Here is a 26,877-nt window from a genome sequence, read left to right on the forward strand (position 1 = left end):
GAACTATGCGATTAGATAAATTACTTTCAAATATGGGCTATGGCTCACGAAAAGAAGTCAAACAATTACTCAAACAAAAGGCGGTTACTGTTGATGGTATTCATGTCAAAGATGCCGCGATGCATGTGGATCCAGACAAGCAGGATGTATCAGTTTATGATGAACGAGTAATTTACACGGAGTTTGTTTACTTCATGATGAACAAACCTCCAGGTGTTATTTCGGCTACAGAGGATTCACGTGAAGCAACGGTTATTGATTTATTAGAGCCATTACACCAGCATTTTGAACCATTTCCGGTAGGGCGCCTTGATAAAGATACAGAAGGCTTACTCTTACTAACAAATGATGGTACGCTTACACATAATTTATTGTCACCGAAAAAGCATGTACCTAAAGTGTATTACGCACAAATTGATGGTGTGGTAACAGAAGCTGATGGAGAAGCATTTGCACGTGGTGTGGAGCTTGATGATGGCTATGTTACTAAGCCAGGTAAGCTCGTTATTTTAAAATCAGCAGAGCAATCAGAAATCGAGTTGACGATTCAAGAAGGCAAATTCCATCAAGTAAAGCGTATGTTCGAAGCAGTCGGAAAGCGTGTGACCTACTTAAAGCGACTATCGATGGGAAGTCTTAAGCTTGATGAAAGTTTAGATCTTGGCGAATACCGCGAATTAACACCTGAGGAATTGGCAAGTTTACAAAATAGAGAATAAGGTACCTCTTGATAGTGTTTTGAGCACTATCAAGAGGATTTTTTTTATGCACACTTTCGTCCTGAATAATTGTATAATAATGTTATAACTAAATAATTAATAAAATTGTTATTTCTTTTAAAAAAGGTTCATCCACTCTAGTATGACAATTGATTAAAAAACCTATTGATTTTAGCATGCTTGTTGATTGGAGTGGGGGCTAGACGACCTCAGGAAAGCACCTAACAGGAGTGGAAATAAAACCTAAGTCATGGTGATTATCTTTTAAAAGGAAGTATTGTTGATTGTTAGCGTATAGATACTCACGCTGTGTTTGAGATTTTGCAAAAAGCTTGTCATAGAGGGGATGGAGTATTTAGAGCAGTAAATATAATTAATGAAAGGAGTCTCGAATGAAAAGACTGCGATTTAAATTATTATTATCGCTAGTTACATTCGCACTGATACTTGTTGTTGTCATGTCATATGTAAATAGACAGATACTGGTGGTAGATATTCGGGAACAAGAAGCCGCCAATAGAACATTAATTGAAGATCATATACTTAATGATATGCAAACTGTAGATAACGCGCATCTTTATTTTGATAAAAATATTTCTGATAAGATTGAGACAGAGTTACGAGCATTAGTTTCATATTATGCGAAAAACCCAAGTATTTCTACGTGGGATTTACAACAAATGAAAAAAGAGCATGAAATGGATATATACATATTAGATCAGACAAATACAATTATTTATACAACATTTATGCAAGATAAAGGGTTCAGTTTTTCGGAGTGTTGTAAAAACTTTTCTTCACTATTAGATGAACGAAGAGAAAGTGGCAAATTTTACACAGATGGTATTGATGTATCTACGACTACAGGAGCAATTCGGAAGTTTGGCTATTTAGGAACACCAGATCAAAAATATTTATTTGAGCTTGGTGTTGATTTAAATGATGTGCCTGTTTTTCATGCGTTTAACTTTGTAACAACCGCAAATTCTTTAGTGGAAAAATATAGCGATTTAATAGAAGTGAAAACGATTAATGCAGGAGGAATCTTTTTAGATGATTCACAGGATACACGAATTGTTGTAGGTGATCAATCCGAATTGTTCCAAGAGTATTATAAGAAGGCGAAGCAAACAATGCAGCCGACTGAGTACAAAAAACAGCTAGAAAATGGCTATGTAGAGACTGTTCGCTTTTTACCCTACGAAGCAGAAACAGCTCGAGGAGACTCGACGAATCGAATTGTGTATGTAAAGTATGGGAATCTTAGTGAACTAACAGCACTGGCTAAAAATACAAAGCAATTTTGGTTTTTACTAGTTATTGCAGTGGTGACATCATTGATCATGCTATTTGTTATAATACGGTTGCTGACAAAAACGATAAATTTAGCAACTTATGATTCATTAACAGGAGTCTACAATCGGGCAACCTATATTAGTAAAATGGACAATTTGTTGAAAAAGCGCAAAGAAAATACCCCTGGCTTATTATTAATTGATTTGGATAACTTTAAACAAGTGAATGATCAGTTTGGACATGCAGAAGGAGACAAAGTTCTTGTTGAAACGGCGAGTGTTTTAAATCAGGCTATGAAAAATGAAGGCTTTGTCGTTCGACTAGGTGGCGATGAATTTGCAATCGTGCTGTATGATACCGATAATCACGGTATAAAGAAAATTGCAGATGCAATTTTGCATAAAATTCGTAGTTTAAAATATATGGATACAAAAAGTTGGGCCACATTATCTGTGAGTATAGGTGGAGCAATTTATGAAAGTGTAGCTGAATCTGAAATTAGTTTGTTTGAGCGAGCAGACCAAGCGCTATACCGATCTAAAAATGAAGGGAAAAACTGTTATTCTAGTTACGATGAAGTAGCAACAGATAAAGAAATAATAAGCAAAGAAGAATGACCCTGTCGAAAGGTCATTCTTTTTCTGTATGTAAATGCATAAGTAATGTGCACCTACTGACGATAGTTTGCTCCAAGTTTATAAACCACAGAACTACATAAAACCAATAACGCAATAATTACAAACATATAATCTATATAATGAGTTAGGAGCCATCCGCCGATAATTGGGCCTATAAAGCCGCCAAGATTCTTAAATTGCGATGCACCTAAATAAGTAGCTTTTTGTGTATCCGGTGCGATTTCATCTATCATGACATTCATTGTAGGAAAGGCAAAAATCTCACCAATTGTAAACATTGTCATGGCAACGATGAATAGTGGGTAATTATCGGATACACCGAATAAAATGAGACCAACTGCAAAAAATATAATACCGACGAGAAGCGTTATCGTGGATGATAAACGCTCTGAAAAAATGCTAATGGGTAATTGTAATAACAATACAACAGCGGCGTTTAGTGATATTAGAAGTGAATACAATTTGGCACCATCTTCAATTTTGAGATTAATCAATTGAGGGAGTGTTGAATCGAATTGCGAATAACCAATGTTGATTAAAATCCCTCCAACAATAAAGCACAGCAGGACACGATTTGAAAAGAGAATTGTAAAGGTATGCAGAATTTTTTTTGGAGCTTTTGCTTGTATTTGTTGCATTTCATAGTGATTCAAGACGAACAATAAAAATACAGCATATAGAATATACATGATGCCTGTCAGTATGAACGGTATGCTTGGACTAGATAAACTCGCAATGTAAACGCCGATAATCGGGCCAATAACAGCAGCAATATTAATCGCTGTATAACGTAATGAAAAAAGTCTTTTTCGTTTGGTAGCAGGTGTAAAGTCGATCATCAGTGCTTGTGTGGAAGGTTCAAAGAATGAGCGGCATAACCCATTCAAAGCATTTAAAATGATAAAGACCCAAATAACATGGGCGATAGCAAAGCCGAAGAAAACAAAGCTCCATACAAGAATTGTTAACAAAATGACACTTTTTCTACCGAAACGATCTGTTCAATAACCCCCAAAAAAACCACCAAACGTTGAAATAAGCGGTGCAATACCAATCGTAAGTCCGATTTGTAAAGGAGAAGCACCAATTTCGTTATGTAGATAAATTGCTAAAAAAGGCATTGCCATAAAGCTTGCAATACGTGTGAAAATAGTCCCTCCTAAAATAATCCAAACAAGTGGATGAAACAATTGTGTAACCTTCATATAGAACGTCCTCTCATCGAAAAGTAGAATGTATCGAGTGTAAGGGATTGAATAAGTGCTGTAAATAGGAAAAAAAAGCATGACCCCGACGAAAGGTCATGCTTTTTCTAATACAAAATCCTTTACGCACACTGCGCAAAAACTAAGATGTCATTTTTACTTTTTTACTCGTCGTTGTCCATCTGCCTCGACTTGGACTCATGACCAAATCGTTAAAGGCTAACACGTTCAAATCCCTTTGAACGGTGCGAGGAGTGATACTAAACTCTTCGACTAAATCCTGTGTAGACACTGTTCCTTTGTCTAAAATAAACATGTACACATCTTTAATTCGATTAAGCATTCGATCAGTAGTTGGTTTCATAAATGAACCACTCCTTCATCTTAATTCTCTTGGCAAAGACTAGCGGACGACAATTTGTGCGGAGTGCACTTAGGCTCTTAAGTTACTGCCTTAGACATCCCCTTTACTAATGTTATGATCAGAACGATTATTCTGATAACTTCATTATATAAAAAAACGTACTACTTTTCTAGTGTGTTTAATTGAAATTTACAATATAGACATAATAACCATAACCGTATTTAGTGGGATTCAAGGAAAAAAACACTATATATGGTGAGAACAGGTCCTAATTATTGAATTCGCGTGTAATGGAAAGGGATGTTTATTGAATTTTTTCATGTAAAGCGTAAAATAACATTAATATACAGAAGGAGGTAAATGTCATGGATTGGTTACAAGCTGCAAAGGAAAGACAGGATGAATTAGTACGGGAGTTGCAGGAACTTGTGCAAATCAATAGTGTGTTGGATGAAGAAACTGCGACTGCTGAAATGCCTTTTGGTAAAGGTCCGCTAGAAGCACTCGAATGGTTACTTGCAAAAGGGCAAATGGAAGGGCTACAGACAAAAAACATTCATAACTACGCAGGGCATATTGAAATGGGCGAGGGTGAAGAATTACTCGGCATTTTATGTCACGTAGATGTTGTACCAGTCGGTAATGAAAAGAATTGGACATATCCGCCTTTTAGCGGTACTGTAGCGGATGGCAAATTATTTGCGCGTGGTGCTATTGACGATAAAGGCCCGACGATTGCAGCTTGGATGGGAATGAAGCTTGTTAAGGATGCCGGCATCAAGCTAAATAAACGTGTGCGTATGATTATCGGTACAGACGAAGAAACAGGCTTCCGCTGTGTCGATCATTATTTCGAATATGAAGAGATGCCTACTATAGGCTTTGCACCAGATGCAGATTTCCCACTTATTAATGCCGAAAAGGGTATTGCAGAGCTTGTTTTCTCCCAAAACAAAAAGGGTGATAAAGAGAAAGAACAGCTCCTTTCATTTTATGCAGGAAAACGTTCAAATATGGTACCAGATCAAGCAGAAGCAACAATTCAGCACCTAACTCCTCAGTTTGAACAGAATTTTCAAACATTTTTAAGTAAAAATCAGCTAGAAGGGTCTTTATTAAATGAGGACTCTCGCTATATAATAACTATCAAAGGGAAAGCAGCCCATGCAATGGAACCTGAAAAGGGAATCAATGCGGCTGTTTATCTTGCAGCATTTTTACAACAGGAGTTGACGACTGAGGCTAGTAAGCGATTTGTCGACTTTATTGCAGATGTTTTCCATAACGATCACTATGGTAACGCGCTAGCGCTTGATTTTGAGGATGAAATGTCCGGGAAAACAACATTGAATCCTGGAATTGTGGCTTATGACGCGTCACAAGGTGGCAGTTTGGTTATTAGTATGCGCTATTCTGTATCGTATCCATTTGAAGAAAAAATTACAAAAGCGCAAGGCTTAGCTGTGAAAAAAGGATTTTCACTTGATATTCAAGATGATTCTAAACCACATTATGTGAACGAGGATGATGAATTAATTCAAACGCTTGCGAATGTTTATCGTCGTAATACGGGTGATTATGAAACACCTTTACTTTCTACAGGTGGCGGGACATATGCGCGCGTTCTGAAAAAGGGCGTCGCATTCGGTATGTTATTCCCGGGTGAACCTGATGTTGCGCATCGTGCTGACGAGTTTGTCATCGTAGAAAACTTAGTGAAGGCCGCGGCTATTTATGCAGAAGCAATTGTTGAACTTGCTAGTAACAAATAAAACAAACAGAAGAGGATGAGTGACAATGGCATATTCATTATGGAATGATCAAATTGTTGAAGAAGGATCTATTACAGTATCGCCAGAAGACCGTGGTTACCAATTTGGTGACGGTATTTACGAAGTAGTAAAAGTATATAACGGACAAATGTTTACAGCACAGGAGCATATTGATCGTTTCTACGCAAGTGCCGAAAAAATTCGTCTTGTCATCCCTTATACAAAAGACGTATTACACAAGTTATTACATGACCTAATCGAAGCGAATAAATTAGATAATGGTCACGTTTATTTCCAAATTACACGTGGTACCGTATCGCGTAACCACGTTTTCCCAGATGCAAGTGTACCTGCTGTGTTAACAGGCAATGTTAAAGTAGGCGAGCGTTCAATCGAAAACTTCCAAAACGGCGTAAAAGCTACATTTGTAGAAGATATTCGTTGGTTACGTTGCGACATTAAATCATTAAATCTATTGGGTGCAGTTCTTGCAAAACAAGAAGCATCTGAAAAAGGTTGCTATGAAGCGATTTTACATCGTGGTGATACAGTTACAGAATGTTCATCAGCGAATGTTTATGGCATTAAAGGTGGTAAGCTTTACACACACCCGGCTAATAACTTCATTTTAAATGGTATTACACGTCAAATTATTTTGAAGTGTGCTACTGAAATCGGACTACCAGTGATTGAAGAAGCAATGACAAAAGGTGATTTACTAAAAATGGACGAAGTAATCGTATCATCAGTATCTTCTGAAGTAACACCTGTAATCGATGTAGATGGACATGCTATTGGGACAGGTGCTGTAGGTGAATGGACAAGAAAGCTACAAGAAGCTTTCGAAGCGAAACTACCAATTTCAATAAAATCTTAAGCCGATAAACCTGAAAAAAGGACTACCCAAAACTTGGTTACCTACTAAGTTTAAAAGGTAGTTCTTTTTTTATAGGGATAAAAATGGATGTTTTCTTATGAAGCGTCATGTAAAATATATAAAATAGCCATGTACAACGATATGCATGCTTTTATGATTGGAGTGACAACGAGTTGGCGCAATTAGTGAAAATACAGGATTATGTATCACGTTATCAAATTGATTTGGCGAGATATCCAACACAATTTGTTCGTTTAAAGAAAAGCCAGTGGGACCGTGTGAAAAGGCAATGGATATCAGGTGAAGACATTACTGAGTGGCACCATGACGACAATGAGACTGCTAATGAGCTGTTTGAAGATAAAGGACGATTTGCTTTCTTCAAAAAAATATTTTCTGGACGTCAAAAGAGAGAGTTAGAGGATATCGAACAAGTAGATGTTTCCAATGATTTAATGGATGACGAAGATAAAATTCCGGAAGAAGAAACGACTTTAACGTTTGAGCCGAAAATTATGTATGCACCACAATCCGTTCATGAATTAAAACGCATGTTTAAGGATCAATTTTTCCATTTTCAAATGAAATGGGCGAGTTCAACACTACGTGAGAAGTCATATGTGGATCCAAGGTTTATGCGTGATTCGTTACTGCGTACGTTACTACTCAATTTGCCGGACAATTATTTAGTATTTTATTATCCGATTTTACAAGTGAAAAAAGCGCCGATTGAGCTAGATGTTGTGTTAATGTCACCGACTGAATGTATTTGTATCAAGGTACTTGAAGCGGAAAATCAAGCCGTGTACGTTGGGAATAGCGAGCGTTTTTGGGTGAAAAAGGTAGGGACAAAAGATTCGAAAATACTAAATCCAACAATCAATTTAAGCCGTATGGAATCGGTGTTAACACAATTATTTAAGCAAGATGGGGTGGATATGCCTATCCGTAAAGTAGTGTTAACGCGCAATGGCTATTTCGATTATCCAGGTGCACCATATAATATTCAATTAGTGGATCACAGAAATTACGGCGAATGGTTCGATCAGTTAACAAAATCTTCTTCTCCAATGAAACATATGCAAATTCGTGCGGCACAAACCATTTTAAACAATGTTCAAACGACTTCTTTTAATCGAGATATTTGGCAGCAAGCAGCGCCAATAGCTAAGGATTAGCCTATGCAGGTTCTGTTTATTGTCAATGAATATGCTGGAAATGGTAAAGGGAAGAAAGCTTGGAGCCGTATTCAACAAAATTTAACAATAGACTATAGGGTTGCGTTTACACAGTACAAAGGGCATGGTGAAGAGATTGCCAGACAATATACACAATCTAATAATGAGCGATGGTTAGTTGTTGTGATTGGCGGTGATGGGACGGTTCATGAGGTTGTAAGTGGTGCTGTATATAATGAGCGCGTTATCATAGGAGTGGTATCTGCTGGCTCTGGTAATGATTTTGCGAGAAATTTTCGAGTATTTCAACAAGCAAAGCAAATTGAGGAATTTCTGCTTATTGAAAACAGTGGGACCCTCATGGATGTCGGTAGGATTCAATTGGGGATAGCACCAACAGAGCTTTTCGTTAACAATGCAGGAATTGGTTTTGATGCGTATGTCACGAAGTTGACGAATACGTCTCGCTTTAAAGTTTATATGAATAGAATTGGGCTTGGTAAGCTTTCCTATGCAGCTTTCGTCGTAAAGGGGATATTTAGCTTCCAACGCTTTGATGTAACAGTTCGTTCAAACGAAGAAGAACTGTATTTTAAACAAGCTTGGTTCGTGGCTGTGAGCAATCAACCATATTTCGGCGGAGGGATGAAAATTTCACCAGCTTCTAACCCGAATGATGGGAAAATCGAAGTAACGATTGTCTACAATATTTCACGTATTAAGTTACTCCTTGTATTTGCCACTGTGTTTTTTGAGAAGCATACGAAGTTTAAGGAAATTACGTTTTTGCAAAATGAGCAATTTGATATTACGGTACATACCGATAAAATGGTTTGTCATACTGACGGTGACTATATCGGGGAGATAGGGCAAGATATGAATATTCGCTGTACAGTTGAAACAGCTGTATGGAAACGTGTAAATATGGATAAATGAAAAAACGTCATTTCGCAATAATTTCATGCGAATTTGACGTTTTTACGCTATACTATAAAAAAATCAATAATTAGTAGAAAGAAATGAGGAAGTAAAGTGAGATTACGAAATAAGCCTTGGGCAGATGAATTATTGACAAGTCATCCAGAGGTTGTGGTTCCGAATCCTGAAGATTTTAAAGGGAATTGGCAAGCTGTTTTTGGCAATGACAATCCACTGCATATCGAGGTTGGTACTGGGAAAGGCCAATTTGTGACAGGAATGGCATTACAAAATCCAGATATAAATTACATCGGTATTGAGCTATATGATAGCGTAATTGTGTGTGCATTAGAAAAGATTTTAGAGGCTAAATCTCCAGCGAATTTACGTTTATTAAAAGTAAATGGCGCAGATTTATATAAATATTTCGAGAAAAATGATGTAGAACGCGTGTACTTGAATTTCTCAGATCCTTGGCCGAAAATTCGCCATGCAAAGCGACGTTTAACGCACGAAGGATTTTTGAAATTATATGAGTCTATTTTAGTAGATAATGGGGAAGTCCATTTTAAAACGGATAACCGTGGCCTTTTCGAGTATTCTCTCATCAGTATGTCTGAATACGGTATGTTGTTAAAGTATGTATCACTCGACCTACATGCAAATATGCCAGAAGATAATATTATGACAGAGTACGAGCAGAAGTTTTCTGCAAAGGGACAACCAATTTATCGACTAGAGTCGCAATTTCTTACTGGCAGGGTTAAATAACCTTACTGCTTGAAAGTTCGCTTTATCACAAAATGTTTTCTAGGGGGAGAAAGTATGGATCAACTACAATTTCACAAGATGTCTCTGACATGGCTAAACGGGGGTGTCACTTGCCTAGATGGGGGTGCAATGTTTGGAGTCGTGCCAAAGCCACTTTGGTCACGCAAATATCCGGTGAACGAGAACAATCAAATCGAATTACCGACAGAACCGATTTTAATTCAATTTGAAGGCAAAAACTATGTGGTTGATACAGGCGTTGGCTTCAATAAATTAAATGAAAAGCAACTGCGAAATTACGGCGTAACAGAGGAATCAACTCTTGCGGCAAGCCTTGAAGAACTTGGCTTAACAACAGCCGATATTGATTATGTTCTAATGACGCATTTACACTTTGACCATGCAGGTGGTTTAACTCAGTGGGAAGGTGAAGTACTTGTACCAACTTTCCCAAATGCAAAAATTTATGTATCAAAAATCGAGTGGGATGAAATGCGCAAGCCGAATATTCGCTCGAAAAATACGTATTGGAAAGAAAACTGGGAGCCAGTGCAGCATCTAGTTGAAACATTTGAAGGTACATTAGAAGTAGTTCCTGGCATCGAAATGATTCATACAGGAGGCCATAGTGACGGACATGCCATCATTAAGCTAACACAAAATGGTGAAGTATTGCTTCATATGGCAGATATTATGCCAACACATGCGCATCAAAATCCGTTATGGGTCATGGCATATGATGACTACCCGATGGCAAGTATATATGCGAAAGAACGTATTATGAAAGAGGCACTAGCAAATGGCTACGGCTTTATTTTCTACCATGATGCGTATTACCGTATGATTAAATGGGATGCGACAGGTAAAGAAATTGTTGGTAAGTTAGAACGTAGCCGACAAGCGAGTATCAAATTTTAAGAGGAAAGCGTGTGAGCAAATAGAGCTCATGCGTTTTTTTATGGGTTTTGAAAGAGATAACCCATATTATTTTCGCGTTTTTAAAAAAACACAGTATATTTTTTTACAAGATTCAACTAAATGAAAACGTCTACTTTCTGACTATTGAAACTATCTGCTAGATTACTAAAAACATCATTAATTATCTGAATATTTAGTATTGACTGATTAAAGTGACATTACTATACTAAGGTACATCAACTTAGAGTATTATTGGCAGAAGGGAAATGAATATTAATGAAAAATTTTATCAATAATGTACTGACCGGTATGAGTATGGGGATTGTCGTTTGTTTAATACCAAATGCATTAGTGGGCGAGATACTAAAACTTATTATTCCCTATGTACCTCAACTTGAAATCATTTTAAATACTTCAATATTGGCTATGAGTCTATTACCTGTAATCATAGGAGTCATGACAGGCATTTGCTTTAAACTAACGCCTGTACAAACATGTAGTGTCGGGCTAGCGGCATTTGTGGGTAGTGGCGTATATACGATTGATCCAGAAGCGGGCATTACGATTGCTGGCATTGGTGTAGTTATTAATATAGGGATTACTACGGGTTTAGCTGTTCTATTTGTACAATTTTTAGGCAATAAACTAAAAGACTTTACGCTTCTTTTAATGCCTGCTCTTTCTATGTTTGTTCCAGGGTTAATGGGCAATGCAATTTTACCTTACGTACAAAAAGGCTCAGGTTATGTGGGTATTATTATTGAACAGTTAACAACATTACAGCCAATAGTAATGGGCTCATTAATTGCCATGATATTCTCTATCTTAATCATTTCACCGATTTCTACAATTGGCGTAGCAACAATAATTATGTTGTCAGGTATTGGAGCAGGTGCTGCGAACCTAGGTGTTTGTGCATCGGGCGTTGGGATGTGTATTGCGAGTTACAAAGCGAATAATATTGGAACAGCGATTGCGCACGTAGCATCTGCAAAAATTCAAATGCGGAATTTCTTTATGAAACCGAAAATTGCTTTTCCGATGATAATTACGGCAGGTGTTTTAGGCGCATTAGCTGGTGTTTTTGAAATTGTTGGTACACCTTATAGTGCAGGTTTCGGGTTAGGGGGCTTTGTAGGGCCTCTAAAATATTTAAGCTTAGTGGGCTGGACACCGTATCATATTACAGTTGCTGTATCATTATTCATTGCGCTACCTATTATCATGAACGTGATTCTGTTACGTATCTTCTCGACAAAATTCAAATGGATTACTTCAGAGGATTATAAAGTGAATTATGAATGATGGAAAAGTCTCCTTAGGGGGCTTTTTTTTCGTGAACATGTTAAAAAATATGATACACTAAACACTATACTAAAACACAAAAGAGAGTTGAATACCCAATGGCAATGGAAAAAACATTTTTACCAATACTATTAGGATCAGATATGAATGCATATGGTATGGCACGTGCCTTTTATGAGGCATATGGCATTAAACCGCTTGTACTTGGCCGTTCACATTTAACTGCCACACAAGATAGTCATATACTTAATTTCCAAGAAATTGATCGCTTAAATGAGCAAGACGTGTTTGCACCTGCACTGGCAGAGGTAGCAAAAAAATACGCAGGCCAAAATTTACTGCTACTCGCTTGCGGGGATGACTATGCAAAGTTAATCATTAAAAACAAACCAGCTTTACAAGAACATTTCACAGTACCATACATCGACGAATCGTTAATGGACCAAATTTTATTGAAGGAAAACTTTTATAAAATGTGTGAGAAGTATAACTTCAAATACCCAGGTACGACGACGGTAACTGCAGAAAACTATGAAAACTTTACACCACCTTTTGCGTATCCAATCATTATAAAAGCATCGAATTCTGTTGAATACTGGGCTTGTTCATTCCCAGGGAAGAAAAAGGTGTTCGTGGCACATGATGAAGCAGAAAAAACGGCTATTCTAAAAGCAATCTATAGCTCAACATACCAAGATACGATGATTATTCAAGAATTTATCCCAGGTGATGATTCGTATATGCGTGTGTTAAATGCGTATGTTGGCAAAGACGGAAAAGTAAAGCTAATGTGCTTAGGGAACCCGATTTTAGAAGAACATTCTCCAGAGGGCATCGGCAGTTATGCAGCAATCATTACGACATATGACAAAGAGTTAATGGACCAAGTGCGTCATTTCCTTGAAGATATCGGCTACACTGGTTTTGCCAACTTTGACATGAAATATGATGTGCGTGATAAAAAATACAAACTGTTCGAAATCAACTTACGTAATGGCCGTTCAAGTTACTATGTAACAGCAAGTGGTCATAACTTAATGAAGTATGTTGCTGACGACCATATGCTAAATATTGAGCAAGATTTGACATATGTGCAGGACAAGCACTTATGGATGATCATTCCAAAAGGTGTGTTATTTAAATATGCATCGAATGAAAAGTTAAAACTCGAAGCGAAAAAACTGATTAGCGAAGGTAAGTATACGAACTCTTTATACTTTAATGAAGATATGAATGCTAAACGCTGGGTGAAACTCACGTTAAACAATTTAAACTACTACCGTAAATACAAAAAGTACTTTAATAATAAAGGGCTAGAAGAATAAGTCGAAGAAAAAGCATGTAGACTCGATGTCCACATGCTTTTTCTTTATGCCTGACATTAGACTTCCGTTAGTTCAACAACGACACCAGAACGAGCGTCGGCTGCAAATTCAAATGTTTGCATTTCTCCTTCGTTCATTCGTGAAATACCACCACGGTAAACCGGAATCGTCATAAAGCCATTTGTAAAATTATCTGTTTTCATATAAATCCAAGAGCCATCAATAGGGGCATCTTTTTTAAATTCTTTTTTTATTTTTTCTAATACTTGACCTGCAGGTACATATGGAGAAACTTTTTCACTTGCTTCTTTAATAATGACAGCGGCTGCTAGGCCAGTGGCAACACCAATTAAAAAATCACGTAATTTCATGGTTATTTCCTCCTTTTTCTATGGTTTCATTTTAGCATAGCTATTAGAGTGAGTGCACGTTCATAATTAAGCTCTTTTTATTAAATAGTTAGTATAGTACCAATATTTCGACTTAAAAAACGAATATGATACAATAAGAAAGGAAGAAAATATTACTTCGTTGGGAGAGAACATCATGAACGAGGAAACATTACAATTATTTAAAACCTTAACGGAATTGCCTGGTGCACCTGGGAATGAGCATGCTGTACGTGCGTTCATGCGTTCTGAACTAGAGAAGTATTCAGATGAAATTGTCCAAGATAATTTAGGAGGCATTTTCGGCGTCAAACATAGTGAAGTGGCAGATGCACCGAAAATTTTAGTAGCGGGTCATATGGATGAAGTTGCATTTATGGTGACGTCAATTACAGATAATGGAATGATTCGTTTCCAGACACTTGGCGGCTGGTGGAACCAAGTGATGCTCGCGCAACGAGTGGAAGTATACACGAAAAATGGCGCGATTCCTGGTGTTATTTCATCCATCCCACCACATCTTTTAACGGATGCAGAGCGTGCAAAACCGATGGATATGAAAAATATGCTGATTGATGTTGGTGCAGATAACAAGGAAGATGCGTTGGCACTAGGCGTTCGTCCTGGTCAATCAATCCTGCCAGTTTGTCCATTTACACCAATGGCAAATCCGAAGAAAATTATGGCCAAAGCTTGGGATAACCGATATGGCTGTGGACTTGCAATCGAGCTAATGAAAGAAGTAAAGGACGAAAAATTAGCTTCTCATTTATATTCAGGCGCAAATGTAATGGAAGAAGTAGGACTTCGCGGGGCACAAGTGTCTGCAAATATGATAAAACCAGACCTATTCTTTGCATTAGATGCGTCACCAGCAAATGATGCAGCTGGTGACAAAAATCAATTTGGTCAACTTGGTAAAGGGACATTATTACGTATTTTTGACCGCACAATGGTAACACATCGTGGGATGCGTGAATTTATATTAGATACAGCGGAATCAAATAATATTCCCTATCAATATTTTGTCTCACAAGGTGGCACAGATGCAGGTCGGGTGCATACGTCAAATGACGGTATTCCTAGTGCAGTAATTGGTGTGTGCTCTCGTTATATTCATACATCAGCATCTATTATTCATATTGATGACTATGCAGCAGCCAAAGCGATGATTGTAGAATTAGTGAAAAAAACAGATCGTTCAACTTTATCGTCTATTTATAGTAATGTATAATAGCTTTCATTGAATGCTTTGAGAAAAAAAGGGTGTCTCAAAAGTAATTTGAGACACCCTTTTTCTGCGAGAAAAGTGAAGCTAACAGGAAAGAATGTATAATTCAAGTTTATCATTTCTGGAGGAGGGCACTGAAAAACTCTAAAGTTGAAATTTTTTATAGTAATTATTTGCGGAAACATTACATTTTCGTTAAGGAGTGAGCGCGGCGGTGTGAGACTCCTACGGGAAAGTGAGACAGACGAGACCCCGTACGAAGCAAAGCACAGGAGGAGGCTCGTCGCTCGCCCGCAGAAAACGAACGCCAGAGCGCTAAATCCTAATGACTGATTTTTATAAGAGTTTTATTGAGAGAACCACTTTTTCAGTGCCCTCTTTTTGGATCAATCTCTATACTTAGAAAGTAGGAATTTACATGAACATAGCAATTGGTACAACAAATAAGGCGAAAATTGGCGCTGTGGAAGTTATATCTAACAGAGTTTTCGAAAATACTGAATTTACATATTATAAGGCGGCATCAGATGTTTCTGAGCAGCCGATGACTACAGAAGAAACAAGACAAGGTGCAATAAATCGTGCGAGAAATACAATGGCATCGACTGGATCTGCTCTATCTTTTGGCCTAGAAGGCGGTGTCACGGAAATTGAAGGTGTTATGTATGTTTGTAACTGGGGAGCACTTGTATTAGCAGATGGTACGGTATTTACAGCAGCTGGTGCACAAATTGTATTACCAATAGAAATTGCCCAGGAAATAAGAGCTGGCAAAGAACTAGGGCCAGTAATGGAGGCGTACACACAACGACGTGACATTAGACAACATATAGGAGCCGTGGGTATTTTCACACAAGGTTTAGTGGATCGTCAGGCAATGTTTGAGCATATTGTAGCGCTACTTGTAGGTCAATATCTGTTTGTATTATCACATAATTAGACTGTTCATTATAGTTAAAAACACATACTGCGATTGATTATTGTTTGAATTTTCATTAAAATATAAACAGATATATATTGAATTGAAGATTTGAACAAGTAAGTAACGCTACGGACATTCCTGCCTAGCGTATATGTATAGGTAGTAGTATGTAGAATTATTAAGTGCAACTCATATAGTAATGAAAGGAAGAGAAAAATGTCTCGTAAATGGCTACAAGTATCAGGACTTATATTTTTACTTTTGGGACTAACTGGCTGCAATCAATCTATGGATGAACAAATTACAAAAGGATTTCAACTAACCGAAAATGTGTTTGCTGAAAAACCAGAAAAACATACTGATACAATTGGTAATATTCAATTATATTTACCTTCAAAATATAATGTCGATGATAGCTCAGATAAATATAATATTTTAGTTTCTAAAGGCAAACAATCATATATTCTTTTTATTAATGATCGCGAAAAATCGGATAGTAAATTATATTACAATTTATTAAAGGAAGATAATACAAAGGAAATCATTGATGAAAAAACTTATGAAAAAGACAATGTTTTTGGATTCGCAGCTGTTTCTAAAACAGAAAATGAGGAAGAATTTGAACTTGTTGTTAGTAGTGGTGGCGTGAAAATGACTACCATTTCACCGGTGGAAGATATAGAGGATAATCTACATGAGATGACGAAAATCGTTCATTCGGTTAAGATAAAGTAATTGCATAGTTTTGAACAAGACGGTTCACAAATTGTGAGCCGTCTCATTTTGTGAAAGGATGTGAAGATAAGTGAAGCAAATGGATTCAAATCAATTGGTAACTTTATTAAAAACGCGATTAGGTGATGCTCGTTTTACTTATGAATACGATAAAAAACAAGATAAATTACGCTTGAATCATACAAAGTTAGGACATGGGATGGAATTATCATTACCAGGGATTTTAACGAAATATAATGAAAAGCAAGATGCAGCGCTTGATGAAGTTATCTATACAATCGAGCAGACGTTTTCGGCGATGGAGCAAGAAAAAGAGCAGGGGTTTAGTGCGACTACACAAATTTATCCTGTTATTCGTGCTACATCTTTTCCGCAGTCCTCAAAAGAAGGACATGCCTTTATTACGACGGAACATACAGCAGAAACACGTATTTTTTATGGGCTTGATGTTGGGAGAACGTACCGCTTTATTGACGAGTCGATGCTAGATGAGCTCCAATTAACAGTTGAGCAAATCCGTGAAATGGCGCGTTTTTCAGTGAAGCAATTACCGGTAACCTATAAAAAAGATGAAGTAGCAGGAAATCAGTTTTATTTTGTGAATGCCAATGATGGTTACGATGCGAGCCGTATTTTAAATGAAGGCTTTTTGAAAGACATGCACGCACAAATTGAAGGGGATATGACGGTATCTGTACCGCATCAGGATGTGTTAATTATAGGTGATATTCGTAACGAAACAGGTTATGATGTATTAGCGCAGATGACGATGCATTTTTTCACAGTAGGTACTGTACCAATCACGTCATTGTCATTTATCTATGAAGACGGGGAACTAGAACCAATCTTTATACTGGCAAAAAACAGAGTGAAAAAGGAGAAAAAGGAATCATGAACGTATTTTATAACAAGCAATATGTCGGAGATGTATTACTAGTACAATTAGCAACAGAAGCAATCGTAAAAACAGTTGTGGAACGTGCTGGCGACATTGCGATTTTAAAAGAAGCACAAACAGGCGAAATCAAAGCCTTTAATTTATTCAATGCAAGTAGCTATGTAAAAACAGAAGCACAAGGTAATGTTGAAGTAACACCGGAGCTTGTGGAACAGATTGAGGCTGCAATTGAAAAAAATGGTGCATCTATTAGTTTGGATGTAGACTTCTCACCAAAATTCGTAGTAGGTTTTGTGGAGACAAAAGAAAAACATCCAAATGCAGATAAATTAAGCATTTGTACAGTTAACGTAGGTGAACAATCTTTACAAATCGTATGTGGAGCACCAAATGTCGAAGCAGGCCAAAAAGTAGTTGTTGCTAAAATAGGTGCTGTTATGCCTTCAGGTATGCTTATTAAAGAAGGAAACCTTCGTGGTGTAGATTCTTTCGGCATGCTTTGCTCAGCGCGTGAATTAGCGATTCCGAACGCACCCTCTGAAAAAGGGATTTTGGTGCTACCAGCAGATGCAGTAGTCGGAAGTGCATTTGAAGCCCCAACTCGCTAAAATATCATAGGTTTTTAGAAAAATCGTTGAGTTGCTAATAGATAGCTGACTTAACGATTTTTTGTTGTTTTTGGGCTGATAAATACGAGTTTCTATGTGACTTTTATGGTATGCTTTTTTTATACAGAAGATGCGTTCTGTTTTTCAAAAAGTCAATCTTTTAAAAACGTCAGCAACACTATAAATGAAGTGTATCAGAAATGAGTGAATTAACATGAATTGGTTTAAAAAACAAGTTAATAAATACTTAGATAAAAATGAAGATAATGAGAGATATGATGATCAGTATGAAGACGAACAAGATTTCTCGCAGCAAGAACAATCTGATTATATGGCACCACAAAAACAAAGAACTTTTCGTTTTCCAATAATAGAAGACAAAGAAGTTGCAGCTTCAACTCAGTCGAAACAAAAAGAAGCTTTCAATCAAATGGATGATACTTATTACGGACAACAAGAAGACTTATCATTACCAAAGCACTTAAATAACCATATAGTCGATTCAAGTGTCTATGATGTGGAAATTTCGGGGATTCGCGAGCTATTAGAAAACCGTTCTAAGCGTACAGGTAGAACCACAATTACACGTAGTCAGTCTATAAAAGAACCTCGCACGAGGGAACAGAAGGTTTTTCGTGATACACAAAGCTTCCCTAAAAAACAAGAAGCTACTAAAAAGCAAGAATTTCCTAAAAAACAAGATTCTATTACAAAACAAGAACGACCTGTCGAAAATAGTTCACCACCGAATCGCAAACGCTTTGTACCAACGGATGTCCCGTCACCGGTTTATGGTTTTGCAAAACCAAGCCCAATTGAAACATTGTTAGAGAAACGTAAGGAAGGACAAGAAGAAGTCACTTCGATATTAATACATGGAAAAGAAACGACATCAAATGAAGGTATTGAAAATATAATAGAAGAAAAAGGTCAAATTACTATGCAAGAGCAACTTGTAAATAGTATGCAAGAAAACGAAAAAATACCTGTTATAACTGAGGAAGTAAACAAATCGGTACTGACATTCGATCAATTAGAATTCGAAGATATGCTTGAACCAGATGGCCCGCCTGATGAGCAAATAACGGTGCCAAAAACGACTTCATTTGCGGTTGATTTTGAAAATCAAGTGAAGGCGGCTATACAGCAGGAACTTACTGTGGAGCAATTATCAGCCGATCAAGCTGACATTCGAGTGAACGAAGTAATTGTTGAGCAAGTACAAATTGAAAATTCAACTTTCCATATTGGCGGAGTTACAGTTATGCAGCCAATAACTTCAGAAACAGGACTGCAAGGGGATGTTGAAGAGCAATCAATAGAATATACACCGAAGCGGGAGAGAAGTCGTATTCCGTTTAATGTATTAATGCTAAAATCAGATAAAGAAAAATGGAAAAATCGACAACAATCAAAGTTAGAGGAACCTTCTGTAAATGAAGAAGTGAAACAAATAATTACTTCTCCACTAATTCCAGTTGAAACAGCGGAACGGAAAGAAATAATAATAGAGGATCCTGAACCAGTAAATGTTAGTATGCCATCTATAGAAGTTCAACTTACACAGCCTAAAGCAACTACAAATTATGAAAAGGAAGCTGTATCCGTCATTACGATGGCACCAGTAGCGACATTAGAAAGACCAACTATTGAGATGGTAGTAGAAGATGAAATTGCGGCTACAACAATGATTGTTGAAGAAAAGCTAAATACAACTGCACAAGAGCTTAATGTTATTGCTAATGAACCAACTCTAGATATAGAGGAGCCACCTAAAGAAATAAATGAAAAATTAGTACAGCAAGAAGTAGTTTTGACCGACGAAATCCCTGTTATAGAAGCAAAAGTAATAGAAGAGCCAGTTAAGCCTTTGAGAGTATATCATAAGCCCGCTGATGAATTTTTAGAGCCACCTGAAGAAGAAACGCAAGATACAGAGTGGATGGAAGCGCAAGGTCAAACATTAGTCGAGTCACTTTCGCATTTCCAAGTGTCTGCTCAAATTGAATCAATTATGCAAGGGCCAGCTGTTACGCAGTTTGAAATTACAGTAAGTCATGGCACGAAAGTAAGTAAAATTCGTAATTTGGCAGATGATTTAAAGCTAGCTTTAGCTGCGAAGGATATTCGAATTCAAGCGCCGATTCCAGGGAAAAGTTCAATTGGGATTGAAATTCCGAACCGAGTATCACGTGCTGTGCGCCTATCTGAAGTAACGAATAGTAACTCCTTTATTGAATCTGATTCCCCTCTAGAAGCTGCACTTGGGTTAGATTTAACAGGTAAGCCGGTAACGATTGATTTGCGAAAAATGCCACATGGGTTAATTGCTGGGGCAACGGGTTCGGGGAAATCGGTTTGTATAAATTCGATTTTGGTTAGTTTATTATATAAAGCTGCGCCACATGAATTAAAGTTAATGTTAATAGACCCGAAAATGGTTGAGCTTGCACCATTCAATCATATCCCGCATTTAGTGAGTCCAGTCATTACTGACGTGAAGGCAGCAACTGCAGCGCTTAAATGGGCCGTAGAAGAAATGGAACGCCGTTATCAACTATTTGCGCACGCGGGTGCACGTGACATTACACGTTACAATGCGATTGCTGATAAAAATAATGAGCATAGCTTAAAGTTACCGTATATTTTAATTGTAATTGATGAGCTTGCAGATTTAATGATGATGTCACCTGCCGACGTTGAAGAGGCGATTTGTCGTATCGCACAAAAAGCGCGTGCTTGTGGTATTCATTTAATTGTTGCGACGCAAAGACCATCTGTAGATGTTATTACAGGTCTTATTAAATCGAATATTCCTACACGTATTGCCTTTGCGGTATCGTCACAAATCGATTCACGTACGATATTAGATGGGCAAGGAGCTGAAAGGTTGCTTGGGCGTGGAGATATGCTATATTTAGGGAACGGGATGTCTGCGCCAGTGCGTTTACAAGGCACATTTGTGACGGACGATGAAATTGAGGCAATTATCGATCATGTACGAGGGCAAGGAGAGCCTGATTATATTTTTGATCAAGAGGAGCTTCTGAAAAAAACAGAGGTGTCAGCTGAGCAGGATGATTTGTTTGAGGATGTATGTCGCTTTATTTTTGAACAAGGCGGTGCTTCAACATCACTCATTCAACGTAAATACCATATTGGTTTTAACCGTGCAGCGCGACTAATAGAGATGCTTGAGTCCAATGGATTTGTATCGGAGGCAAGAGGTAGCAAGCCACGTGAAAGTTATATTACTGAACAGGATTTAATTGCTATGTTTGAGTAAAAAATAATGTTATTTAGTATGGATTATCTTACTTTCGACAAAAAATGTTTTTTTGGAAAAGTTACACATTTATCCTTATGCATAAATAGTGCTATAATAGACAAGATGTTTTGACTAGTACGCATTTTTTTGTACTTGTAAAGGTATTATTACCTATATTTGTATGATTAATAAATGCGATACACATAATAGATGATAGATGGGATTTAGTATTTCCCGGGGGGTTTAATTAATGACAGTTTTTCATTTCATAGGCATTAAAGGTTCTGGGATGAGTTCACTTGCACAAATCTTATTTGATGCTGGTGAACAAGTACAGGGCTCAGATATTGATAAGTATTTCTTTACAGAACAGCCGTTACGTGAACGGAATATTCCAATCTTTACGTTTGATGCTGATAATGTTAAAGAAGGTATGACGATCATTGCAGGGAATGCATTTCCTGACGAGCATCCTGAAATCGTACGCGCAAGGGAAATCGGTTTAGAAGTAATTCGCTACCATAAGTTTTTAGGTGAATATATTGGCAACTACACATCGATTGCCATTACAGGTGCGCATGGTAAAACTTCAACAACAGGCTTAATGGCACATGTTGTTGGTGGTTATAAGCCAACTTCGTATTTAATTGGTGATGGTACGGGTGCTGGGCACGAAGATGCTAACTATTTTGTCATGGAAGCATGTGAGTATCGTCGTCATTTCTTAGCGTATAATCCAGACTATGCAGTCATGACGAATATCGATTTTGACCATCCAGATTATTTTGCTAATATAGAAGACGTATATTCTGCTTTCCAATCGCTTGCACTACAAGTGAAAAAGGCTATTATTGCGTGTGGTGATGATGAGCATTTACAGCGTATTCAAGCGAATGTTCCAGTTGTTTATTATGGTTTTGGAGCAGAAAATGATTTTGAAGCACGGAATGTAGAGAAAACAACTGAAGGTACAACATTTGATGTATTTGTACGTAATGAATTTTATAGCACATTCTTTATCCCACTATTTGGTGATCATGCTATTTTAAATACATTAGCAGTGATTTCACTTTGTCAATATGAAGGTATTCCGGCAGAAATAATTCAAGAACGTTTACACACATATAAAGGTGTGAAAAGACGTTTCACGGAGACTGAAATTGGGAATAATGTATTAATCGACGATTACGCACATCATCCAACGGAAATTCGTGCAACAATTCAATCGGCTAGACAAAAGTATCCTGAACGTGAACTAGTGGCGATTTTCCAACCGCATACATTTACACGTACACAAGCATTTTTACAAGACTTTGCTGAAAGCTTAAGTCTTGCTGATACAGCTTATTTATGTGATATTTTTGGTTCAGCAAGGGAACAACAAGGAGCCTTATCGATTGATGATTTAGCTTCACTTATTGAAGGAAGTGCTGTGGTTACAACAGAATGCATTGCAGAGCTTAAGAAGCATGAAGGTGCAGTATTTTTATTCATGGGTGCAGGCGATGTTCACAAATTTCAAGAAGCTTTTGAGAATGTATTACAAGAAAACGAAACAGCTTAATCCGAAAGGAATAAGCTGTTTTTTCTCAAAAATGGGAAGGGATTCAGTGTCTTTTGTCGAAAGTATTAAATAATAGTAATGTAAATTCTTACTAGTGGGAGGATTATTTATGGAAATAGTTTTGTACATTGCTGCGATTATTGCGGCAATTGGATTTTTAGTACTTTGTGTTAGTGTCGGTATGACGTTATTCTCTCTCAAAACGACTCTAAATAGCTTAGCGGGCACATTAGCTGGTATTGAAGGGCAAATGGAAGGTATTACACGTGAAACGACGTCCTTATTGACAAAAACAAATAGTTTAGCTGAGGATATTCAAGGTAAATCAGAGCAGCTAAATACCGTTGTACAAGCTGTCAAAGGAATTGGTGATTCTGTCAATGGACTGAATACGTCGGTCCAACGCATTACGACATCGATATCATCGAGTGTTGAGCAAAATGAGGAAAAGATAGCACAAGTCGTACAATGGAGTAATGTTGCGATGGGAATTGCTGATAAGTGGAAACAACGCAAAGTGATCGAGCAGGCACTTGAAGCTGTGCAAGATGACGCAAATGCTTGCGATACAGCACCACTAGTAAAGAGAAAAAGAAGTTGGAGTCGTAAAAAATAATTTCTAACCCGATGCAGTGATTGTCCAAATGCCAACTGTATCAGGTTAAAGCCTCCGGCTGATGTCACAGATTTTGAGTTGTGCATTCCGCAATTCAAAATCTAGTCGCAATTACACCGAGGCGTAATTGATTTTTAATCAGCGAGCGGTAAAATGCTAACTGACTAAAATATATGCCTTTGGCGGATATTTCAGATTTTGAAAGGGGTTATTGTACTTGCATGATTCAAAATCTAGACGTAAAAACGCCAAGGCGAATTTTAGAATGGGGGAGGAATTGTAGCGTGACATCACAGAAACCAAATTTTAATGAAGTGAAAGAACAACAATTTGAAAATTCATTACCACAGCTTTACAGTCCACAAGAATCGATTTATGAAGAGGAGCATGTGAACATGAAGGATTTCGTTATTGGCGCATTAGTTGGAGGGATTGTAGGGGCTGCTGCAGGCTTATTATTAGCACCGAAACCAGGAAAAGAATTGCGAAGCGATGTGGCTGTACAAGCTGTTAATTTAAAAGATAAAAGTGCTGATATTTCGTCAACAGCAAAAGATAAAACGTTACAACTATCAAAACAAATTCAAGAACAATCTACACAATTAGTAGAGAAAGTAAAAACATTAAAATCACAGAAAGCGCCAGCTGTTTTTGATGATGGTACTGTTTCTTTAGAAGGCGAAGAACCTCTCGAGGATACGATCGAGGCAGTAGTAGACAGCGTAGAAGCTGTAACAGAAACTGTTGAAGATGCAGTAGAAAAAAAAGTTGAGGAAGTTCGTGTTTGATGATCTGAATGCAAAAAGGGATGCTGTACGTCACATATGACGTACAGCATCCCTTTTTTAGGTTACTCACTATAAATTGGGGCTGATTTCCGTTCCAGTTAGGCGCTTTTTGGGGTCTCATCTAGAACGATAATTCTCTAGGAGTCGCCCAGCTGGAACGAAGAGAAATAAATAACAGTCTTTCATAAAATATTATCCACTACTGTTAATGATAAATAATTTATTATGATAAAAGGAATTAGGATTGAGCACTTTGAACACTATATTGAAATAGGTGTCTCTGCTAATAAAATCTCTAATTTATCTCCTCCGAATATTTCCATATCGAAGCTAGCGGGTTGGTTATTACGCAAAATAGTAAAATTGCCTTTAAACGTAGTAGGTAGTTGCCAATTGGAGAAGCGGAAAACATCTTGATAAATCCAAGGGCTGTGATCTTTTTCTTTAAAGGAAACGGTAGCCCCATTTGGCACCGAAGATAAAGGTGACATTACAACATGATTGACTAGGACCTCATTCGCCATTTTTGTCAGTTCCAAAATTTCGTTTTGGAAGTGCACGACAATTTTATCCTCTAAGAGAATATTCATTTGGTTGGCAATCATTTGAACAGAGGGTTGCGCGGCTTGTTGGAATGATAATATGTCACCTTCTTGTACCGCGTATTGAGGCTTACAAGGCTTGCCATTATTAGAGAGCGACGCTGAAAATTCCGGCAAATATAATGGTTTACCATCGACATGAATAAAGTATGATTCGATTTTCTTCAGTAAATCCATATTATTTGTTAATTTAAAAATATCCCCAATTGTTTCTGCAGGTTCAAATAAAACAGTGTCGCGGTCCTTTAGTAGTGTATCAAGTGAAGACGGCTTACCATTCACGATGATTTTCGGTTCAACAACATACATTGTATCTTGAAGTGTCACTTTTTTAACTGCAGCTCCATCAATTAAATCTCGTACGGTTGCGGTTGCAGTTTGCCCATCCTGACCTGCAATTAATTGAATAGCATCACCTGATTGAATTACCGATTTCGTTGAAGCTGGTTGCCCATTCACTAGAATCTGCGCGGGTTGTCCGTGTTCGCCAGGAATGAAAATATCTTGTCCATTCACACTGACAGATAGGCCATGTCCAGGCTTGCCATACAGATGTTTGGCACGAATATTTGCAGCTAAGAAAGCATCACCGACTGTCATTTCTTTTAATTCAAATAGACGTACAACTTGGTCATTAACGGTTAAACTCATATATTGAATTGGCATTTTTTTTGCAGCAATGGCGATGCCGATTGGTGTGACAAGTTCTGGTGAAGGTTTTATATGTTCTTCTCTTGTTAAGTTCTGAATCGCATCAACTCCACGTACTGCAATACGATTTGCTGGTAACCCTAATACCTCTCCAAGTTTTTCACTCAAACCAGGTGTTAAACTACCACCACCAACCAGCATGACAGCCTTTGGTGCAGTTTGATTATTTAGACGTAAAATTTCATCGCCTATTGCTTTGGAAAGTTGTTTCACAGCATGTTCGATTGCTATTAGTACTTCAGCTTTCGGGAAGAATTGGTCAAAGCCTAATATATCTTGAATTAAAATTTCTTCATCCGTTTGAAGTTGACGTTTCGCTGTTTCTGCTACAGGGAAGTCTAGTAAATAGTGATCACTAAGTGCCTCTGTAATTTCATCACCAGCCGTTGGTACCATGCCATAGGCCACAACAGTGCTTTTATCGGTAATCGCAATATCAGATGTACCTGCACCAATATCCACCAATGCAACATTGAGGCGACGCATTGTCGGAGGGATGAGCACGTTAATGGCCGCAATAGGCTCCAGCGTTAATGCCTCCATCTCTAAGTCAGCACGCTTTAACGCAGCAATCAGCGATTCCACTACGACACGTGGTAGAAACGTTGCGATAACTTCGATTTCTGCTTCATCCCCTTGTTGATCGAGTAAGTTACCAATCTCCTCACCATCTAAGCGATAAAACAAAACAGAATAACCTACACAGTAATAATGGCTCGTTTTTGCATCTTCTTTTTGTTGTAATAGCTGCTGCTGTGCTTGTTGAACAGCTTGTAATTCTAGACGGCTAATATCTTCTTCCGTAAAAATAGGTCGATTACGAATATTAATTTTCACGCTAGCTTGTTCCGTTTTTAATGAACGACCTGCTGCTGCAACACTTACTTTTACTAGTGGTCCATGTTTCTCTTCAAGCTCATGCTTAATTTCTTTAATTAGCTCTGCTACATATAAAACATTATGTATTTGACCATCGACCATTGCACGCTCTTTATGCTCTTTTACAATAATATCTTGCACGTGGAAATGGTCATGATCCTCCTCTAAAATAATGCCGACAACAGAACGCGTACCGATATCAAGTGCAAATAATTTTGAACCCAATGTAATCGCTTCCTTTCTCGAAATAGCTTAAAATAATTTAGCGAGTTGAAGCGCTAAATTAAAAATGCGTGACATTCTGAACAACATTGATTATAATAATGCTAATATCTAAAAATGTAACATACATTTCAGAGTTCTGAAAGTGTCTGTCATAG

The 26,877-nt window shown here is 37.6% G+C and carries 23 protein-coding genes and 1 pseudogene; 19 read left to right on the forward strand and 5 right to left on the reverse strand.

Annotated elements, in window-relative coordinates; all coding sequences use genetic code 11:
- Positions 1–5: 5 nt before the first annotated feature.
- Together AEA09_RS02805 and AEA09_RS02810 are read left to right on the forward strand one after the other, a co-directional pair.
- Positions 6–719, forward strand: coding sequence for a pseudouridine synthase (locus AEA09_RS02805; protein ID WP_053582400.1), 714 nt, complete (start codon positions 6–8; stop codon positions 717–719).
- Between the two features lie 392 nt (positions 720–1,111).
- Positions 1,112–2,632 (forward strand): GGDEF domain-containing protein, encoded by a 1,521-nt coding sequence (locus AEA09_RS02810; protein ID WP_053582401.1) that lies wholly within the window; start codon positions 1,112–1,114, stop codon positions 2,630–2,632.
- Between the two features lie 53 nt (positions 2,633–2,685).
- On the opposite strand, the pseudogene AEA09_RS02815 reads toward AEA09_RS02810, so the two are convergent.
- From AEA09_RS02815 to AEA09_RS02820, 3 genes and pseudogenes are all read right to left on the reverse strand, one after another.
- Positions 2,686–3,642, reverse strand: a pseudogene (locus tag AEA09_RS02815) (MFS transporter); the annotation flags it as partial.
- Positions 3,643–3,654: 12 nt separating this feature from the next.
- A complete protein-coding gene (locus AEA09_RS20190; RefSeq protein WP_245622765.1) occupies positions 3,655–3,858 on the reverse strand; it encodes a hypothetical protein in 204 nt (67 codons plus the stop codon).
- Between the two features lie 142 nt (positions 3,859–4,000).
- A complete protein-coding gene (locus tag AEA09_RS02820; RefSeq protein WP_053582402.1) occupies positions 4,001–4,222 on the reverse strand; it encodes a DeoR family transcriptional regulator in 222 nt (73 codons plus the stop codon).
- Positions 4,223–4,587: 365 nt separating this feature from the next.
- On the opposite strand from AEA09_RS02820, the gene pepV reads away from it, so the two are divergent.
- The 8 genes from pepV (at position 4,588) to AEA09_RS02860 (ending at position 13,286) form a co-directional block, all read left to right on the forward strand.
- Entirely contained in the window at positions 4,588–5,994 is a 1,407-nt protein-coding gene (pepV, locus tag AEA09_RS02825) for a dipeptidase PepV (protein WP_053582403.1), read from the forward strand.
- A gap of 25 nt (positions 5,995–6,019) precedes the next feature.
- The gene (dat, locus tag AEA09_RS02830) at positions 6,020–6,871 is read left to right on the forward strand and encodes a D-amino-acid transaminase (protein WP_053582404.1); all 852 of its coding nucleotides are present in this window, start codon (positions 6,020–6,022) and stop codon (positions 6,869–6,871) included.
- Between the two features lie 173 nt (positions 6,872–7,044).
- On the forward strand, positions 7,045–8,049 hold the full coding sequence (locus AEA09_RS02835) for a nuclease-related domain-containing protein (protein WP_053582405.1): 1,005 nt from the start codon (positions 7,045–7,047) through the stop codon (positions 8,047–8,049).
- Positions 8,050–8,052: 3 nt separating this feature from the next.
- The gene (locus tag AEA09_RS02840; protein ID WP_053582406.1) at positions 8,053–8,985 is read left to right on the forward strand and encodes a diacylglycerol/lipid kinase family protein; all 933 of its coding nucleotides are present in this window, start codon (positions 8,053–8,055) and stop codon (positions 8,983–8,985) included.
- Between the two features lie 96 nt (positions 8,986–9,081).
- Positions 9,082–9,738: a tRNA (guanosine(46)-N7)-methyltransferase TrmB gene (gene trmB, locus AEA09_RS02845; protein WP_053582407.1), complete on the forward strand. Its 657-nt coding sequence runs from the start codon at positions 9,082–9,084 to the stop codon at positions 9,736–9,738.
- 54 nt (positions 9,739–9,792) lie between these two features.
- On the forward strand, positions 9,793–10,656 hold the full coding sequence (locus tag AEA09_RS02850; RefSeq protein ID WP_053582408.1) for a YtnP family quorum-quenching lactonase: 864 nt from the start codon (positions 9,793–9,795) through the stop codon (positions 10,654–10,656).
- Between the two features lie 276 nt (positions 10,657–10,932).
- Positions 10,933–11,961 carry a PTS sugar transporter subunit IIC gene (locus tag AEA09_RS02855; RefSeq protein ID WP_053582409.1) on the forward strand — a complete coding sequence of 343 codons (1,029 nt, stop codon included), beginning with the start codon at positions 10,933–10,935 and terminating at the stop codon, positions 11,959–11,961.
- Between the two features lie 98 nt (positions 11,962–12,059).
- Positions 12,060–13,286 (forward strand): carboxylate--amine ligase, encoded by a 1,227-nt coding sequence (locus tag AEA09_RS02860; protein WP_053582410.1) that lies wholly within the window; start codon positions 12,060–12,062, stop codon positions 13,284–13,286.
- A 56-nt stretch (positions 13,287–13,342) separates the two neighbouring features.
- Here AEA09_RS02860 and AEA09_RS02865 read toward each other — a convergent pair whose 3' ends face one another.
- Entirely contained in the window at positions 13,343–13,657 is a 315-nt protein-coding gene (locus AEA09_RS02865; RefSeq protein ID WP_053582411.1) for a peptidase M4, read from the reverse strand.
- Between the two features lie 175 nt (positions 13,658–13,832).
- On the opposite strand from AEA09_RS02865, the gene AEA09_RS02870 reads away from it, so the two are divergent.
- The 9 genes from AEA09_RS02870 to AEA09_RS02910 all read left to right on the forward strand — a co-directional run bounded on the left by AEA09_RS02870 (position 13,833) and on the right by AEA09_RS02910 (position 24,305).
- Positions 13,833–14,909 carry a M42 family metallopeptidase gene (locus AEA09_RS02870; protein ID WP_053582412.1) on the forward strand — a complete coding sequence of 359 codons (1,077 nt, stop codon included), beginning with the start codon at positions 13,833–13,835 and terminating at the stop codon, positions 14,907–14,909.
- A 415-nt stretch (positions 14,910–15,324) separates the two neighbouring features.
- A complete protein-coding gene (locus AEA09_RS02875; protein ID WP_053582413.1) occupies positions 15,325–15,846 on the forward strand; it encodes a DUF84 family protein in 522 nt (173 codons plus the stop codon).
- 198 nt (positions 15,847–16,044) lie between these two features.
- Positions 16,045–16,563 (forward strand): hypothetical protein, encoded by a 519-nt coding sequence (locus AEA09_RS02880; RefSeq protein ID WP_053582414.1) that lies wholly within the window; start codon positions 16,045–16,047, stop codon positions 16,561–16,563.
- 70 nt (positions 16,564–16,633) lie between these two features.
- The gene (locus tag AEA09_RS02885; RefSeq protein ID WP_245622766.1) at positions 16,634–17,458 is read left to right on the forward strand and encodes a DUF1444 domain-containing protein; all 825 of its coding nucleotides are present in this window, start codon (positions 16,634–16,636) and stop codon (positions 17,456–17,458) included.
- Positions 17,455–18,069 (forward strand): YtpR family tRNA-binding protein, encoded by a 615-nt coding sequence (gene ytpR, locus AEA09_RS02890; protein WP_053582415.1) that lies wholly within the window; start codon positions 17,455–17,457, stop codon positions 18,067–18,069. The genes AEA09_RS02885 and ytpR overlap by 4 nt, the downstream gene beginning before the upstream one ends.
- Positions 18,070–18,283: 214 nt before the next feature.
- A complete protein-coding gene (locus AEA09_RS02895; RefSeq protein WP_053582416.1) occupies positions 18,284–21,355 on the forward strand; it encodes a DNA translocase FtsK in 3,072 nt (1,023 codons plus the stop codon).
- A gap of 232 nt (positions 21,356–21,587) precedes the next feature.
- Positions 21,588–22,901 carry a UDP-N-acetylmuramate--L-alanine ligase gene (gene murC / locus AEA09_RS02900; protein WP_053582417.1) on the forward strand — a complete coding sequence of 438 codons (1,314 nt, stop codon included), beginning with the start codon at positions 21,588–21,590 and terminating at the stop codon, positions 22,899–22,901.
- Positions 22,902–23,010: 109 nt separating this feature from the next.
- A complete protein-coding gene (locus AEA09_RS02905; protein ID WP_053582418.1) occupies positions 23,011–23,517 on the forward strand; it encodes a DUF948 domain-containing protein in 507 nt (168 codons plus the stop codon).
- Between the two features lie 284 nt (positions 23,518–23,801).
- Complete coding sequence (locus AEA09_RS02910; RefSeq protein ID WP_053582419.1) at positions 23,802–24,305, forward strand: YtxH domain-containing protein; 504 nt, start codon at positions 23,802–23,804, stop codon at positions 24,303–24,305.
- A gap of 260 nt (positions 24,306–24,565) precedes the next feature.
- On the opposite strand, the gene pilM is transcribed toward AEA09_RS02910, so the two are convergent.
- Positions 24,566–26,722, reverse strand: a complete 2,157-nt coding sequence (gene pilM, locus AEA09_RS02915; protein ID WP_053582420.1) for a cell division protein FtsA — start codon at positions 26,720–26,722, stop codon at positions 24,566–24,568.
- Positions 26,723–26,877: the final 155 nt, after the last annotated feature.

Source organism: Lysinibacillus contaminans, assembly GCF_001278945.1.
In the GTDB taxonomy this organism is placed as follows: domain Bacteria; phylum Bacillota; class Bacilli; order Bacillales_A; family Planococcaceae; genus Lysinibacillus; species Lysinibacillus contaminans.